At 49.9% G+C, this 16,022-nt stretch carries 14 protein-coding genes; 11 read left to right on the top strand and 3 right to left on the bottom strand.

The genetic code is table 11. The features are described 5' to 3' along the window. Positions 1 to 18: 18 nt before the first annotated feature. On the bottom strand, positions 19 to 852 hold the full coding sequence (locus tag AN477_RS17770) for a GGDEF domain-containing protein (RefSeq protein ID WP_054970512.1): 834 nt from the start codon (positions 850 to 852) through the stop codon (positions 19 to 21). Positions 853 to 1,314: 462 nt separating this feature from the next. Between AN477_RS17770 and AN477_RS17765 the strand changes: the two genes are divergently transcribed. The 6 genes from AN477_RS17765 to AN477_RS17740 all read left to right on the top strand — a co-directional run bounded on the left by AN477_RS17765 (position 1,315) and on the right by AN477_RS17740 (position 7,876). Beyond that, positions 1,315 to 1,971, top strand: coding sequence for a LuxR C-terminal-related transcriptional regulator (locus tag AN477_RS17765; protein WP_054970511.1), 657 nt, complete (start codon positions 1,315 to 1,317; stop codon positions 1,969 to 1,971). 417 nt (positions 1,972 to 2,388) lie between these two features. Further along, positions 2,389 to 3,309 (top strand): hypothetical protein, encoded by a 921-nt coding sequence (locus AN477_RS17760; RefSeq protein ID WP_054970510.1) that lies wholly within the window; start codon positions 2,389 to 2,391, stop codon positions 3,307 to 3,309. Positions 3,310 to 3,367: 58 nt separating this feature from the next. After that, a complete protein-coding gene (sipW, locus tag AN477_RS17755) occupies positions 3,368 to 3,973 on the top strand; it encodes a signal peptidase I SipW (RefSeq protein WP_245631880.1) in 606 nt (201 codons plus the stop codon). Positions 3,974 to 4,105: 132 nt separating this feature from the next. Then, a complete protein-coding gene (locus tag AN477_RS17750) occupies positions 4,106 to 4,681 on the top strand; it encodes a TasA family protein (RefSeq protein WP_054970509.1) in 576 nt (191 codons plus the stop codon). Positions 4,682 to 4,770: 89 nt separating this feature from the next. Next, the gene (locus AN477_RS17745; RefSeq protein ID WP_054970508.1) at positions 4,771 to 5,625 is read left to right on the top strand and encodes a TasA family protein; all 855 of its coding nucleotides are present in this window, start codon (positions 4,771 to 4,773) and stop codon (positions 5,623 to 5,625) included. Positions 5,626 to 5,938: 313 nt separating this feature from the next. After that, a complete protein-coding gene (locus tag AN477_RS17740; RefSeq protein WP_054970507.1) occupies positions 5,939 to 7,876 on the top strand; it encodes an HlyD family efflux transporter periplasmic adaptor subunit in 1,938 nt (645 codons plus the stop codon). A 111-nt stretch (positions 7,877 to 7,987) separates the two neighbouring features. Here AN477_RS17740 and AN477_RS17735 read toward each other — a convergent pair whose 3' ends face one another. Both AN477_RS17735 and AN477_RS17730 read right to left on the bottom strand, forming a co-directional pair. After that, on the bottom strand, positions 7,988 to 8,863 hold the full coding sequence (locus tag AN477_RS17735) for an EcsC family protein (protein ID WP_054970506.1): 876 nt from the start codon (positions 8,861 to 8,863) through the stop codon (positions 7,988 to 7,990). A 197-nt stretch (positions 8,864 to 9,060) separates the two neighbouring features. Further along, entirely contained in the window at positions 9,061 to 9,720 is a 660-nt protein-coding gene (locus tag AN477_RS17730) for a GntR family transcriptional regulator (protein ID WP_054970505.1), read from the bottom strand. A gap of 358 nt (positions 9,721 to 10,078) precedes the next feature. Here AN477_RS17730 and AN477_RS17725 point away from each other — a divergent pair, with 358 nt between their 5' ends. The 5 genes from AN477_RS17725 to AN477_RS17705 all read left to right on the top strand — a co-directional run bounded on the left by AN477_RS17725 (position 10,079) and on the right by AN477_RS17705 (position 15,841). Next, positions 10,079 to 11,482, top strand: a complete 1,404-nt coding sequence (locus AN477_RS17725) for an MFS transporter (RefSeq protein ID WP_083486411.1) — start codon at positions 10,079 to 10,081, stop codon at positions 11,480 to 11,482. Between the two features lie 104 nt (positions 11,483 to 11,586). Further along, positions 11,587 to 12,777, top strand: coding sequence for a CaiB/BaiF CoA transferase family protein (locus AN477_RS17720; RefSeq protein ID WP_054970503.1), 1,191 nt, complete (start codon positions 11,587 to 11,589; stop codon positions 12,775 to 12,777). Positions 12,778 to 12,793: 16 nt separating this feature from the next. Further along, on the top strand, positions 12,794 to 13,681 hold the full coding sequence (locus AN477_RS17715; RefSeq protein ID WP_054970502.1) for a hydroxymethylglutaryl-CoA lyase: 888 nt from the start codon (positions 12,794 to 12,796) through the stop codon (positions 13,679 to 13,681). Between the two features lie 29 nt (positions 13,682 to 13,710). Then, positions 13,711 to 14,571 carry an isocitrate lyase/PEP mutase family protein gene (locus AN477_RS17710; protein ID WP_083486410.1) on the top strand — a complete coding sequence of 287 codons (861 nt, stop codon included), beginning with the start codon at positions 13,711 to 13,713 and terminating at the stop codon, positions 14,569 to 14,571. A 73-nt stretch (positions 14,572 to 14,644) separates the two neighbouring features. Further along, the gene (locus AN477_RS17705) at positions 14,645 to 15,841 is read left to right on the top strand and encodes an MFS transporter (protein ID WP_054970501.1); all 1,197 of its coding nucleotides are present in this window, start codon (positions 14,645 to 14,647) and stop codon (positions 15,839 to 15,841) included. Positions 15,842 to 16,022: the final 181 nt, after the last annotated feature.

The raw sequence follows: 16,022 nt of genomic DNA, 5'->3' as shown, positions 1-16,022 counted from the left end.
TCCGTTAATGAGTCGCAACTAGTAAGTTATAACCAGCTGATTTCTTCCTCTTTGTTTAGCTGTTAATAATGCTTTATCGCTCTTATCAATGAATTCATAAAAATCTTCTCCACCATATTGTGATAAGCCTAAGCTAATGGTCAGGTTAATCGGATGATTTTTGTAACGGAATTCCGTTTTCTCTACAGCTTCGCGTATTCGTTCGCAAACCTGTTGCGCTTCGTCTATGCTTGTATTTGAGAAAATGACCGCAAATTCTTCCCCGCCAATTCTCGACAGAATATCGGTTTCACGCATGTTACTTTTGATGAGAGAACATATATGTTGGAGTGCAAGATCCCCGCATAGGTGACCATATGTGTCATTGATTCGTTTGAAGTAGTCCAAATCCAATATATTCAAAATCAAAGATTGATTTTTATTTGAAGTCACGGCTGACTGAAGATGCGAGTCAAAATATCGTCTATTATAAATACCGGTCAATGGGTCAATATATGATGTTTGCTTTACATCTTTTAGTAGCTCTTCATATCTCAATCTGAAATATGCCATGGTGATGATGATGATCCAATATAAGAGTGAACCACTGATAATGAGTATGATTCCAATGATATTAACCCAACGATGACCAGTAATTACATCGGTGTATTCAATGAAACTAAATATAATACCTGAGGTAATGGTCGCTTTCCATGAAGGGTATGCAATCATAACTAAGATGCATGGGAGAATATAAATCATCCAAACTAAAGGAGCATTTAAATGGTACACGGCATTGAAGTGGTCAATTCCAATTGGTAATACGGTCAAGAATATAATGGCTAACCAAAAATATAACTTATTTGTTTTCAATCGGGTTAGACCTTCCCTCATAACTTATGACTATATTATAAACCCTACTCCCAAACGGACGTGTAAGTAGGACCTTTATATTTAGGACCTTTGTTTTCCGGCGGATAAAAGTTATTTTGAACTATACCATACGGTACAATCTACGCTCCTGAATTTACTCAAACTACTTTTCTTCTCCTAGAATTCTCGGGTATGATAGGAGATGTGCAGGTCCTACTCCTAAAACAGGAAAAGTCTTCATCACTGCCTCATGGGTATCCGTTTCTGTCACTGGCGCAAATGTTCTTTAGTGCGATGGTTCTTCCCGTAGATCCAGGCACAGAATGCGTATTTGTTGGCGGAGATTCCTCTCTTAGTCGTTTCGTATCGTACCACACGAAATCGTCCATTTCGCTGCCGTTTTTGTTCACGACGAATCAAATAAGACCTTAAAAATCAAGATGGGTTTGGGGGAGCGATGGTATGAGAGTTGTCATCGTGGATGACCATCCACTGATTTTGAGCGGACTTACGGCTGTTTGCGCGAGTGAAGATGATATCGAAGTCGTTGGCCAAGCCGCCACCGTTGAAGAGGCCATTCGTGTCATTTGTGAACAGAAACCAGATATTGGATTGGTGGACTTGAAGTTGCGAGAGGCCTCAGGACTGTCTGTGATCTACGCGTGCAAACCGTTGGTCCCAGACTGTAGGTATGTTGTGCTGGCATCATCGGCAAGTCGCAGGGACTTTACCGCAGCAATGCAAGAGGGCGTAGATGGATATGCGCTGAAGGAGTCGTTGCCAGAGGAACTGCTTTATGCCATGCGCATTGTAGACAAAGGGCGTCATTACTATGACCCCATCTTTCTAGAAGACGTCCCCTATGCGAATGGAGGGGTTCAGGAGCATCTTACACCGAAGGAGATGGAGGTACTTCGTGCACTTGGCAGAGGGCTCAGCAACCGCGAGATTGCACTTGAGCTCTTTGTCACGGAGTTCACTGTCAAAAAGCACGTCAGTCAGGTCTTGGCAAAACTGAACCTCACGGACCGGACGCAGGCTGCGCTCTGGGCGAACGCAAATGGCGTGGTGGCCTATCCTGCGTTTGGGAGCGTCAGCCACCCGGATTTTTCAGCGTAGTTGAGTGGGGATTTTACACCTTCATCATATCGATCAGTTTCCAGCCCGGGCATGTTACATGCCCGGGCAAATTTATTCCCAGCCTGCTTTATCGTACCGAACCGGTCTCTGATTCATCACGTATCTTTTAACCATCGTTTACAGCGGATCGTCGTAGACCCAAGTAGAGCAACACGTGGTACCAAGGTACCAGTCTATGCCTCTTGCGTTCACCATGGGTAGCCATTGGAATGCATTTCGCTGGAACCTTCGGGGAACTAAAGAGTGTTCCGTAGAGTGATTCGTGCCAATAGGGATGCGCGGTACATTATTTCCAGAAAGCGGTCGTGGCAAGAGTTCAGAACCTGAACCGAGCACGACAGGTTTCGGTGCATGACTGACACACGCACAAGGGTTCGTAAGAGAGGAGTCAGGTCGATGAAGCACCGACGCGGATATGCAAATCTTTCTTCTGCGTTGTCGCTGCACAGTCGGCGACTACAGCGACAACGAAAACGACAGAAGTTGAACACGCGATTGGCCGTTGTTTTTGGTGCACTCATCGGCTTATCGGTTACATCAATGGTGTTGGCAAACTCGATGCAGGGAACGCGAGCCAGTTTCACCGATCAGGAGACTGCCGCTGGCATGTTTTCGACAGCGAAGGATTTTCCGGTATCTGACCAGCAACTGGCACATTTCGCTGAGGCAGCATCACAAGCCGCATCTGCACATTATGCGGAACTGCTGCAGGTGGTTGACGCAGTTCAAAACGCGCCTACATCAGATGAAGCAAAAGATTTGGCTGCCAATGTCAGCGCCCTGGTAAAACAGGTACAGGCGGACATGGCACAGGCTCAGAATTACAAGAGTCAACTCGATGCAATCGTAAATCGAGACTTGCAAGATTATCAAAACGCAGAACAGGCAGTGTTGCATGAGCAGCACACAGTAAATCAGATATCCTCTAGCGAGGTTCCTTCGGATGGCTCCCAAGGTACCGTGAGCAGCTTGTTGCCTGGGGCACTGTCCTTGAGCAACGAGGAGCAAGGGTTAGATGCGGCTCAAACCCACGTGAAGAGTCTTCAAGCTGTTGCGGATTCGTACAAGCGAGTTGTTGGGTGGGCTTCCGAGGCATCTGCCGCAGGCACAGCAGCCGTGCAACAGGCGATGGGCAAATGTGCGGACCCTGCGCACTATGTGAACGTTGTGAACGGAATTATCACTCAAAAGAAGGCTGCTGAAGCCGCAGCCATTGCGAAAAATCCAGCATCATCGTTAGAAACAGCGAACGAAAGCGGATCGACAAGCGGTGTGGACAATACAAGTACCTCAGTGGGCACAGGAACGACAAACTAGGAACGAGACCGGGCCGGTGATGCAACAAATTTGAACGAAGCGAAGGGGATGACACAGCGTGAAACGCGCAATGAAGTGGGGGAGCAATCTTGTGACAATCATTCTCGGAATCATTCTACTCATCACGATGTACGCCGCGGTCTCAACCAGACTTAACGGGGGGAATCCCAAGGTATTCGGACTGCAGTGGTATGAAGTTCTGTCTGGGTCAATGGAGCCAGGCATTCATACGGGTTCTGTCATCTTGGACAAGCCCAACGCCGACACAAATCAACTCAAAGTGGGAGACGTCATCACATTCAAGGCACCAGACCAGGAGTATGGCGCGAACGAGACAGTCATTACCCACAGAATCCAACAGGTTGAGCACCAGAACGGTCAGCTGCTGTTCCAAACCAAAGGTGACGCGAATGATGCACCAGACCCAGCGCTCGTTCCAGCAGCAAACGTCATTGCACAGTACGACAACATCACGATTCCCTACCTGGGTTACTACCTAAATTTCGTCAAGACAAGACTTGGCATTGGATTGCTAGTGATTCTTCCAGGTGTACTCCTCATCGCCAGTACGATGGCCAGCTTGTTCCGGGACATTATGAAACTCCAGAAGCCAACGAAGTCCGAAGCATCTTCCGAAGCTGCAGCGGACAAGGCGAAATTTTGACAGGGTTTTTAACCAACGGTTTGGACACTTCTCGTCCATCGGCAGCGGGGGTAAGGGCCCATCGCATACGGGGGGTGAGAGGTTCAAATATGAGCCCTCCATAGGGTAAAAAAATTCTGGGAGGTATTGAAAATGGGTCTGAAAACAAAATTGGCAATGGCGGTCGCAACCTCAGCAGCAGGTGCTGCAATGATCGCAGGTGGAACGTTTGCTTACTTCAGCAGTACACAGCAGTCTACCGGCAATACATTCGCAACGGGTACCATTACTTTGGGCATGGACGTTAATGGCAGCGCTGCGAGCAACGCGAACTTTACCCTGTCAAACAAAATCCCTGGTGATAGCTTCAGTATTCCGATTACGTTGACCAACAGTGGTACACACGCTGCAGGTCACACTTATCTCAGCTTTTCGACCACGAGTGAGACTGGTGCCTCCGGTTCAACCTTCAACCCTGTCAGTGATGATATCAACACACAGCTGACCGTCGATAGCGTGACCGTCAATGGCCGCACGATTACGTTGCCAAGCAGCATTAAAACGATTCAGGATCTAGAGAACTATGGAAAAGTCGACCTTGGATCATTAGCTTCAGGTGCGACTGACACGGTTACTGTCTCAGGACATTTCATGAATGCCCCTACGGCTCAGAACCAATATCAAGGTGTAACCGCCACATATGAGGTTGATGGTGAACTCACGCAGTAAACCGTAGCCATAGCGTCCTTCACAGTACCCGAAGCGACTCAAGGGCGAGCTTGTCACCATAGCTCGCCCTCCATAGGATGGTGAATGTTATGACGCGTGTGAAGTTGCTGGCTGCAGCCGCCAGTGGTGTCATTGGCATTAGCGCGATGGTCGGCGGCACAACGTTTGCGTACTTTAACAGTACACAAACTTCAACAAAAAACACGTTCCAGACTGGGCAGTTAAAGCTGACAGACTTCCGTGATGATTTGCCTCTCAGTGGGCCAATGTTTTACACCACAGACGCAGGCGGTCAGTTGGGTACGGGGGACTGGATGCCTGGCGATATGCATACACGGGGTATGTTTGTCGAGAACGACGGCGACCTCACGGCCGTACTGGATAGTCTAAGTGCGACAGCTGACGATCCGGTTGGGTCCGCTGAGTACAATGATGAACTAAACTTCGCTAAGGAGTCGAATGTCTTAATCACAGCGTTAGAGCCGGTAGCCGGGGACGGCCGATTTGACAGCACAACGTATGCTGACATGCTAAAGGCCGTGAATGCTTGGTATCAAGACGAATATCTAAGGTATCTTGCCCAACTCGGGAGTTCTATTGACGAAGGACACCTGACTCTGGGGCAATGGGTTGACCTTCAAGATAGGGTCTATGATTACATCAAGGAAGACACAGTTAACAAGATCTTCACCGTCACGGTAGGTCTGCCTGGACATCAACAGACCATGCAGGGACGGGCTGTCAACGTATACAGTGACTCGCTGTACCATCTCATGGCCGGCAGTTCTGCGAGTCTCGCGCCAGCTCTCAGTATCCCGCCAGGTGAGACGACGTATCTGGGGTATACGGTTCATTTTCTGAATTTGCCTCAAGCACAGAATAACACGCAAGGACTTCAAGACATGAAGTTTACGTTCTCGTCCAATTATCGCGCTTCCCATTAGAGGTGATGATGAGCAGTTACAGTGCCACGATGAAGAGATATTTTGTAGTGAGGGGATGGTCAGTAGACCGTCCCCGTTTTGTGCGCTTCGCTTCGCGCAGCACACCAATCGAAACATTTCGAAAAAAGCGTAAATCGTGGAGGCATTGCACTTGTTGTCAACGTCAACGTGTAATACAATAATGAAACAAGGTGTTCGTTATAAAGCACAATATGGCTTGGGCATGGCACACTGGCAGATATACACGCTAGACGACCACGAGTCATTTGGAATGGCATAATGCATCAAAACTGATGGATGAGGGAGAGAAATCATGATGTCAACTCGGCTCCAGTATGGAACGTCATCGAGGGAAAAAGCAGTAGCTCTAGGTAAAAGGAAGAGGTGGCTGTACGCTGGGATAGCAACTGTGTTGGTGTTGGGGGCCGCAACACCCTATGCCATCCATAAATTAAACGGAGCAGCTCCGGTCCAATCCTCCGCTGCAATGATATACAGCGTAGGGTACACCAACGTAGCACAGACTGTCACTGCAGCGGGCGTCGTGCAGCCGGCGTCAACCGTAGACTTGGCCTTTCCAGATGCCACAAGTAAGGTGATAAAAATTAACGTTGCGGTTGGACAGAGTGTCAAGAAGGGACAGCTTCTTGCACAAGAGGATGATTCAGCCACTAAAGCTGCGTTGCTGACAGCACAGTCTGGCGTAGCGCAGGCCGAGGCGAACTTGGCATCTGCACAGGCGACATTGAAAAGTACCACACAGGGTGCAACAACCAGTAAGTTGCTGTCTGACCAACAGGCTGTGGCGCAAGCGCAGCTTACCTTACAGGCAGCTGAGCAGGCTTATCAAAGTCAGTTGGCCGCCTCTAAGAATAACATTGGCAACCAACAGAAAATTTCTGTGGCAGAGACCACACTGAAGAACGATCAGGCTGCAGCAGCAGACACTTCTGCACTTAACTTAGCAGAGTCACAATTGGCGTATGATCAACAAACCTTGAAAAATGATCAACAGACTTTGGCTACGTTAGAGTCGCAAAATGGAAGTATTACGCAAGCGCAGATTGCTAAGGCATACCAGCAGTACCAATATGAAAAGAGTCTCTCCGATACCTGGCAGCAAGGCCAGCAAGTTGGAGCGAACCCATATGCAAATGCACTTTCAAACGACCAAGCGGCATATACATCTCTCAATAGTGCGTACACAAGTTTACAAGCTGCGAAGCAAACAGTCGCCAGTGACAACTTGACCGTTCAAAAGGACCAGCAGGCTATTGCAGCTGCCCAGGCTGCCATGACCAAAGCCAAGCAGCAGGTCGTTCTTGATGAGGAAAATTTACAGCAAGTTCGGTCTCAAGTCAGTGCGAACTCAGGCGCAGCGCAACAAGCCCTGACGAGTTCACAACTACAAATTCAACAAGCTCAGTTGAGTCTGCAAAGTGCTCAGATGCAGCTTCAACAAGACCAGCAACCAGCTGACCCGGCGACAGTGGCAAGTGCGAACGCGGGTGTAATTGCTGCCCAGGCTGCTCTGCAGACGGCGAAGGATAAGCTAACGGCGGCACAGGACGCAGAGGCTCAAACGCAACTTGTCGCCCCTACGAATGGGGTTGTGGCCCAAATCAATGGCCAGGTTGGGCAACCCCCTGCTTCTGGTGTTACCGGAAACACAGGGGCATTTATCCAGCTTGTCGATACCGCACAAAATGCCTATCAAGTTCAATTCCAAGTAAGTCAGTCGCAAGTGCAACAAATTAAATTGGGTGACCCAGTCATCATCAATGCATCTGGCCTAACTGGAAGTGCGCTCAATGGGACCGTGACACAGCTAGATCCAACACCGGTAAACACCTCTGGCATGACTGTGTATAATGCCATGGCTACGGTTGTAGACCCAAGCAAAGCTCTGCAGACCGGTATGAATGCGACGGTATCCGTCCAAACAACCAACGATCCGCACACGATCACCATTCCATCGACAGCTGTTCAAAAGGTCGGCTCTGCGGTTGGGGTCTACGTGGTTCAGTCGACGAACGGTACGACCTCGGCGAACGGATCCGGCACATACGTTGGAACATTTAAAGGTGGGTCTTTAAGCAATCCACAAGCCCTTCCCAGCGACGTGAAGTTCGTTACAGTTCAACTTGGGGCGATGCAAAATGGCCAGGTTCAGGTTACCTCCGGATTAACACCGGGAGAGGATATCCTTGTTCCATCAGCGGGGGCGACCGGGGCACTCACTGGAAACTAAGATTCAAAGATGAGCAAAATTCCCAGAATGATCCGAGGGGCAATAATAAAGTCCCTCGGATGGAATGAGATGGGTTATCTCCTCAAGAGCTTGAGGAGATAGTGGTTTTTCTCAAAGCTCTCTGGTGACAGAGGCTTCCTCGAGCGCTCGTTCTATTTCATGAGAACCTTCCGGGACGGTCTTCGCGACCCTCTGATAGATGTCCTCGTACGCCCGTTGAACGCGCTCTGAACCGTACCTTCGTTCGAGCCTTCGGACAGTGAAATGTCCCCGTGCCATCCGTTGCAAGTGGCTCATAAACATGTAATTGATGGTGGAGCCACTGACCGCGCCAACCAATGGGACCAATTGTGCTGCAACTTTCTCCGTTAACTGAATCCCAAACCGTTCTACAACTTTGTTTAGTACTCTGGCCACGAAGGGTGCTGTCTCTTCAGTGAATGCGTTTGAGGCTAGGTACTCGGCCGCCTTACGAACTTCAGCCGCAAACAGGTGTCTCATATGGAAGTAGCCGCTGGTATGTACACCAGAATCGGAGGCATACCGTGCAGTCCCAAGACCGAGTACAGACAGACATGCCATGCAGGGCTCTGCCTGGGACAGGTCCTCACCTTCCTCACGGGCAATCTCCGCCACCGATCTCATCATAATTCCCGTCGAAAGAGGGAGTTCGAGCGCCAATGTTGTACCGCCGAAAAACCCTCCAACTGCTCCGGTAGCGACCACAAGTCCTTTGTGTGTCTTGTTTCTCGCCGTCTGAAGGATTTTCCCTTCGTCAACGGTCATGAGGACTACGCGGAAGGCTTGTTGAAGTGCTGCTTCCGTGTACTTGTTCATTTGATTTCGGATCTTCTTCGGCAGTCTCTCAATCGCCATCTCGATGGGCATGCCGATGGATTTTTGAGTCTTCGCAATAAACGACGGAAACTCCAAGGCCATTACAGCGGTCAGCAGGTCCTCCATGTCCTGAGGAACGTCAAAGGTCATCGAATTACCTCCCCATCAGGCAGTGATAGTCTGGTTCAAATCTGCTTCGGCACGGATCCTTATGATGTCTACTCTCTAGTCTACATGTAAGACTTATACTTCGGCATCTAGCAGATTTTTTCAGGGAGTGAAATCGAATCCAAAGCAATACCGGACTGGCTGCCTGTGTTCCCACGAGGTAGTGCAGAACAAAAGCGCTAGTTTTCATCCAAGACTTGATTAATGTTTGTTAACACATGATCACGACCGTGGTAGATGTGTGAAGTCATTACAGCTCTGGCCTGATCGGGATCTCGATGTTCAATAGCTGCCAGAATCACGAAGTGGTGCCGAACAGATTCCTGAAACGCACTCGGACTGAACCACCGGAAACCATTGAAGGCGACTGGGAGAGAGACAACGGTTTTCATAAAATCCCTCAAATACCGATTGCCAGATAACTCAGCAATGATAGTATGAAACGCCTGGTTGGCTTTCACCATCGCCAGCACATTATTATCCGTCCGTTCTTGCAGACACATATCTGCCATTTGCTGACACTCCATGTTCGCCTCCCGCAAACGTTCACAATCTTCAAAGGATGCATGCTGTGCGGCTAATGAAGCAGCATAGCTCTCGACTTGAGCACGCAGGTTGTAGGCATCGCGAACGTCCTCGAACTGGTACATCCGAGCCGCAGCGCCCCGGTTTGTGGAATAAATGACTAACCCCTCTGCGGTCAGCCTGCGGATGGCTTCACGCACCGGTGTGCGACTCAGTTGCAGCCTAGCCGCAATCTGTTCTTCGGGCAACCGTTCCCCAGGTTTTATTACCCCTGTCAGAATATCGTTTCTTATTTGATTGTAGGCGTCTGTCACGAGGCACCTCCGCGCGTATGACTGTCATGTCTGTACAGCAAACTTTTCAGATTGTATGCAATGCTGCTTCACATACAAACAACTGCTGCTATTATACAAAATTTACATACGAGCTAGATATTAAGCGGTGCGTGAATGAAACTGAACGAAGCATCCTTTTACAGTCATTGTTGACCGTCTATTGTGAATTGTATAAAATCAAATTGCATACAATCAAGATAAAAATAAGCAAATAAAGCCCCTGAGGAGGCGATGCTAGCAGGATTGTATACATTTTTAATTAGAAAACGCTATGAGAGCAAATCTATTATTTTCGCAATACTGAAGAAATTAATTAAAATGCAAGGATGGTGAGGGAATGAGTACGCGGGAATCAGCGGGTGGCCGGTTAGATAGGTTACCAATGACAAAACGCCATTATGGAGTCTTTTCACTTCTCGCTGGCGGAGGTTTCTTCGATGGGTTTGACATTTATATTGCCGGGTCTGTACTGGCTTCCATGGTCGCAACGCATTTCTCCACAGTTGGGAAAAATGCCTCTTTTGTTTCGGCAACCTTTCTTGGGTTGCTGCTTGGGACGCTTGTTGTAGCAGCGATTGCTGACAAAGTGGGCCGCAGATTCAGTGCAAGATATGCATTACTTTTGTACGGAGTCGCCACAATCCTCTGTGCCGTCATGCCGTCTTTCAGCGGCCTCCTAGTGATGCGGTTTTTTGCTGGGCTGGGTCTCGGCGGCGTGATTGTGACGAGCTATGGGTTGTGGGTCGAATTCGTACCAAAGAGAAGCCGTGGATTCTGGGCCGGGGCTATGTCATTTGTCATCAACCTGTCGCAACCTATCAGCGCTCTGTTGGCACTGATCCTCGTTCCACACTACGGTTGGCGCTCCTTGTTTTGGGTTGCCGGTGTACCTGCCGTCATCATGTGGGTCTTGCAAGCGCTGTACTTGCCGGAATCACCGCGATGGTTGGAGTCAAAAGGGAAGCAGAATGAGGCAAACAAAGTCATTGGCCAGTTTGAAAAGTACGTAACGAACAAAGGAGCCTCTGTGCAGGGAACTGAAGACCAGCCAAAGTCAGCTGCGCCAGTTGCAGCACTGAAACAGGTCAATCAATCATCCTTGTGGGGACCAGGTGTCCGGAAGGCGACCATTCTTGCCATCATCATCTCTGTTCTGACTATCGTCACGTGGTACACGTTTACCGCTTGGATCCCAACATTCTTTGTGAAAAGTGGACTATCCGAAGTCAAAACTTTTACATTCACGTTTGTCATTATGCTTGGAGCGATTCCAGGGAATGCACTGGCAGCCATCCTGAGCGATCGACTCGGGCGCAAGAACACCCTTATCGTATTGTCTATCTTACTTGGAGTCATCAGTTTGCTGTACGGATACTCGCGCAGTCCTGGTCTGATTATGACCTTTGGGTTCCTCTTCGTCATGGGTGGCAACATCTTAATTGCGATGACGATTGCAAGCTATATTCCTGAGATGTTTCCTACGAACGTTCGCATGGCCGGTTCGTCGTTAGCGAACGCATTTGGCAGAGCTGCCACGATTGCATCCCCATATTTCATTGTCTTCCTGTATGGCAAAGGAGGGCAGAATCTCGTGTTCTGGAGTTCTTTCGTGATGTACGTGGTCTTGGCCGCATGCATTCTGTTCTTAGGCCGCGAAACAAAGAAGAAGAGCCTCGAGGAAATCGCATATGAGGAAATTTCCGAGGTGTCTCATTCGGTGTCACACGGAATCCAGTCGTAGTCTTCCAGCGGGTGTGGATAGTTGTGGCAGCGGACAAATCTGGCACTGTCCACACCTGATTCATTGAATGTTTGTATATAAAGAGATAGTTAGGAGAGAAGAGCATGGGCCCACTGAATGACATTCGAGTGATTGAAATTGGCAGCTTGTTGGCAGGCCCTTTTACGGGACGTCTGTTGGGGGATTTCGGAGCTGAAGTCATCAAGATTGAGACGCCTGACAAGGAAGACACGATGCGCCGTTGGGGGCAACGCGTTGGCGAGGATGGGATCCTTTGGCCCGTGATGTCCCGAAACAAGAAATCTATTACGTTGAATCTTCGCGAGCGCGAAGGGCAAGCAATCTTTCTCGATCTCGTGAAAAAGTCGGACGTGGTGCTTGAAAACTTTCGGCCCGGCACACTTGAAAAATGGGGACTCGACTACGAAACACTCAAAACAGTAAACCCCAGAGTTATCTTACTTCGTACGAGCGGATTTGGACAAACTGGTCCGTACAGCTCCCAAGCTGGATTTGGCAGTGTTGGAGAGGCAATGGGCGGGATTCGGTACGTCACAGGATATCCGGACAGGCCGCCGACAAGAATCGGAATCAGCATTGGAGACTCACTGGCAGCCGTATTCGCAACCATCGGATGTTTGATGGCGCTCCACGAAAGGGAACGATCCGGTCTCGGTCAAGTGGTAGACACGGCGATTTACGAGGCGGTTTTCACTATGATGGAGGGACTCGTTCCTGAATACCAACTGACAGGATTCATTCGGGAGCGCACTGGCAACACGATTCCGGGAGTGGCCCCGGCCAATATCTACGAAACAAAGGATGGCTCGCATGTGGTCATGGGGGCCAACGCCAATAACGTCTTTGCGCGACTCGCTCAGGCCATGGGGCGCGGTGAACTTGCCACTGACGCCAGATTCAGCACGCACATTGCAAGGGGCGAAAATCAAGAAGAACTCGATTCCATGGTGAACGAGTGGACCAAGCAACACGACAGCAGCGAGGTGCTCAATATTCTTCATGAAAACGGAGTCCCGGCAGGGAAAATCTACAATGCCAAAGACATCATCGAGGATGAGCATTACCGAGCGAGAGATATGATTTTATCGATGATCCACCCGACCATGGGCGAATTCAAGATGCCAGGTATTGTACCCAAGTTGAGTCGAACCCCTGGCGAAGTCAAATGGGTTGGACCGACGACCATGGGCGAGCATAACGCAGAGGTCTACGGTGACCTACTAGGAATATCCACTGAGGAGATGCAACGTCTCAAAGAGGCGAAGGTCATCTAACTGGGAGGTGAACGATGTGATTGACATCACTGAAGTCGGCCCGCGGGACGGTCTCCAAAACGAGGAACGAATATTGTCTGTCGAAGAGCGGATCGACATCATTACAAACCTGGTCAAGGCGGGCATGAAATCCATCGAGGCCGTTTCCTTCGTGAATCCAAAGATTGTACCCCAGATGGCAGGCGCGGAGGAGGTCGTCCGTCAACTGCCGCGAATCGATGGGGTCCGGTATGCCGGCCTCGTCCTTAGTGAAAAAGGCATGAAACGAGCACTCGACTGTGAGCTCGATGAATTAAATGTGGTTCTGGCTGCTTCATCTACATTCAATTACAAGAACTCACGGAGGACTCGTGAGGAAGCACTTCGGGAATTGACACCGCTGATTAAAGAGGGTAAGAAATCGGGGTTTGTGGTCAATGCCGTCATTGGGACGGCTTTCGGGTGCCCGTTTGAGGGGCACATCCTTTTTGCCGACATCCTCCAGTTGGCGAAGCAATTCCTTGACAGTGGAGCCGATAAGTTGACGCTGGCAGATACAACCGGACTCGCAAATCCGGCACAGGTCATGTCGTCGGTCAAGGAGTTTAAGACTTCCTTTCCTACTGTGGACCTTGGTCTCCACTTCCACAATACCCGCGGTCTCGCTCTTGCCAATGCACATGCTGGTTATCTGGCCGGTGTGCGGCGGTTTGACAGTTCCATTGGTGGAATCGGCGGTTGCCCATTTGCTCCTCTGTCGGTCGGGAACGTGTCTACAGAAGATATGGTGCACATGTTTGAACAAATGGGCGAAGAGGTTCCTGTAAAGACAGCTGATCTCTTTCCGACAACAGACCTTGTGCAGAAGCTGCTCGGACATCCTATGTACAGTTACGTTCGAAAAGCCGGAGTGGCCTACTCGTAATTGCCGATGAGTTATGGGAGGTGTAAGCCATGTTAATGAATGCACCGAAAGTCCTGCGTGAACTGCTCGCAGGGGATGACCTTGTGTGGGGACCTGGGGTGTACGATGGAATCAGCGCAAGAATCGCTCAGAGTGTCGGCTTTCCGATTTTATATATGACGGGGGCAGGAACTGCCGCATCGCGGATTGGCCAGCCAGACCTCGGGCTGACCACGGCCACCGAAATGGTGGGGAACGCGAGGATGATTCAATCCGTCATTGAAGTGCCGCTGATTGCTGATGCTGATCACGGTTACGGCGGCGTCATCAACGTCGTTCGCACCGTTCACGAGTTCGAACAAGTTGGCGTAGGTGGCATCCACATTGAGGATCAAGCCTTCCCGAAGCGATGTGGCCATCTTCAAGGGAAGGTTGTGATTGAAAGGGCGGAGTTTAAGAAGCGGATCGCTGCGGCCGCAGCTGAACGGTGGAACAAGGACTTTGTCCTGATTGCGAGGACGGATGCCAGGGCTGTTATCAATTTCGAGGAGGCCTTGGCCCGGGTTGAAGATGCCTTTGATGCGGGTGCAGATATTGGCTTCCTCGAAGCGCCTCAATCCGTTGAAGAAATTGAGAAAATCGCGAAACGGGCATCAGGACCGATGCTGCTCAACATGGCTACAGGTGGCAGAACCCCTTCGCTCACCAGAGATGAAATCAAACAGATGGGGTTTAAGATGGCCGTCTGGCCGGGCGTATGCACGAGAACAGCTAGTTTCGCCATTCGCCAATCTCTACAAGCACTCGCGGAAAAAGGTACGGACAGAGACAGTATTGCTGGGGGACCAGAGGACTTCTTTCGAATGGTAGGGCTCGATGAGGTTCTCGACCTTGCAGACCGGTACTCATAGGGGACGGACGTAATAGACATGTTACGCTGATAGGGGTGTACGCCAAGTCAAGGAGCGTAAGGTGGTCGAAGAATTGGGACCCAGAACGAGTCGCATGGTACCTACATTTGTACAGTTGATGATTTTTCAAGCGATGGGGTCCTTTTGCAACTCATCCTACTCTCCACTCAGCCCCTTTTTTCATTCGAGCTATCGCATCAGTCAATCAGACCTCGGTTTCATCAACAGCATGGTGTTCTTAGGCATGTCCATCATCTCACTCATATCTGGACTTTTGATCGATCGCTATGGAGCAAAAGTTCTGTTGTGGGTGTCGATGTGCTTCTTTGTGGCGGGTGGCCTGATTGGGGGCATCCTGCACTCTTACGTTGCTGTGTTGGTGTCCTTTTTGATTATCGGTTTTGGCTACGGAATTGTGACACCTGCAACCAGCCGTGCACTGATGAACGCCTATGCACCGAGACACAGCCGATACATGGGATTCAAACAAACAGGCGTCTCGATTGGGGGGGCACTGGCCGTTCTCTGCACTCCGCTTGTCGCGACTGCGTTTGGACTCGTCGGAGCATTTCTCCTGATTGCACTACTCGGGTGTTTGGGGGCTGCATCACTTTTACTCGTCCAGAATTGGCCATTTCCCGCCGGAGCTTCGCAGAGTTTTCAGCAGAAGCTGGTACAGGTGGTCAAATATCCGCCGCTCATTTTCATCAGCATCGTTATATTCTTCTTTATCTGGGTCCAACAGTCCATCCTTACGTTTTACGTCTTATCGATCCGCCAGCTTGGGATTCCCCTCAATTTATCGGAGACATTCCTGTTTGTGATTTTGGTCGGTGCCATTGTGGGCCGATTGCTGTGGGCTTCTGGCAGCGAACGCCTGTTTCACGGGGATCGGGCTCGACTGCTGGCCATGATCGGTACTGTCTCTGGCGGCATGCTGTTTGTCCTTGCGCTCGGTCTGACGAATTTCACGGTTGATCTCATCTTGTCCTTCTTTCTCGGTGTGACAACTCAGGCCTGGAATGGCACGTACGTGACACTTGTCGCGGAAATTGTGCCGCTTAATCTGGTCGGCAGTGCAAGTGGAACAAGTTTAGCCTTTGCCTATCTCGGCGCCATATTTGGCACACCGATTTCAGGGTTCGTGGTCGACAAAACGAGTTCATTTGGCACACTATGGGTCATATTAGGGTTCTCAATGTTAGCGGTAAGCTTCATCATCGCTCTGTTTTACGGCCCAATTAGGAAAAGGAGTACGGTGATAGGCTAGGACATGTACACTATCTCGAGGTCCTGAGGCCTTGCGGGGCAAGCATCCATGAGTTGGTGTGTCTATAACTCACCTTGCAGTCGTCTTGCAGGGCTACGGAATTTTGTATATCTGAAAAGGGGTAGGGTTTGGACGATGATTGAAGACCCGTGAGGCAGGAGACGGGGAATTCTGCAGCATA

It is taken from the genome of Paenalicyclobacillus ferrooxydans, assembly GCF_001399675.1.
GTDB classification, from domain to species: domain Bacteria; phylum Bacillota; class Bacilli; order Alicyclobacillales; family Alicyclobacillaceae; genus Alicyclobacillus_B; species Alicyclobacillus_B ferrooxydans.
This window is presented reverse-complemented; position numbering and strand designations above follow the sequence as displayed.

Coding starts and splice junctions, on each gene's coding strand:
- AN477_RS17740 (WP_054970507.1), top strand. CDS start 5,939: ATGATGTCAACTCGGCTCCAGTATGGAACGTCATCGAGGGAAAAAGCA.
- AN477_RS17760 (WP_054970510.1), top strand. CDS start 2,389: ATGAAGCACCGACGCGGATATGCAAATCTTTCTTCTGCGTTGTCGCTG.
- AN477_RS17765 (WP_054970511.1), top strand. CDS start 1,315: ATGAGAGTTGTCATCGTGGATGACCATCCACTGATTTTGAGCGGACTT.
- AN477_RS17745 (WP_054970508.1), top strand. CDS start 4,771: ATGACGCGTGTGAAGTTGCTGGCTGCAGCCGCCAGTGGTGTCATTGGC.
- AN477_RS17750 (WP_054970509.1), top strand. CDS start 4,106: ATGGGTCTGAAAACAAAATTGGCAATGGCGGTCGCAACCTCAGCAGCA.
- AN477_RS17720 (WP_054970503.1), top strand. CDS start 11,587: ATGGGCCCACTGAATGACATTCGAGTGATTGAAATTGGCAGCTTGTTG.
- AN477_RS17735 (WP_054970506.1), bottom strand. CDS start 8,863: ATGACCTTTGACGTTCCTCAGGACATGGAGGACCTGCTGACCGCTGTA.
- AN477_RS17710 (WP_083486410.1), top strand. CDS start 13,711: ATGTTAATGAATGCACCGAAAGTCCTGCGTGAACTGCTCGCAGGGGAT.
- AN477_RS17725 (WP_083486411.1), top strand. CDS start 10,079: ATGAGTACGCGGGAATCAGCGGGTGGCCGGTTAGATAGGTTACCAATG.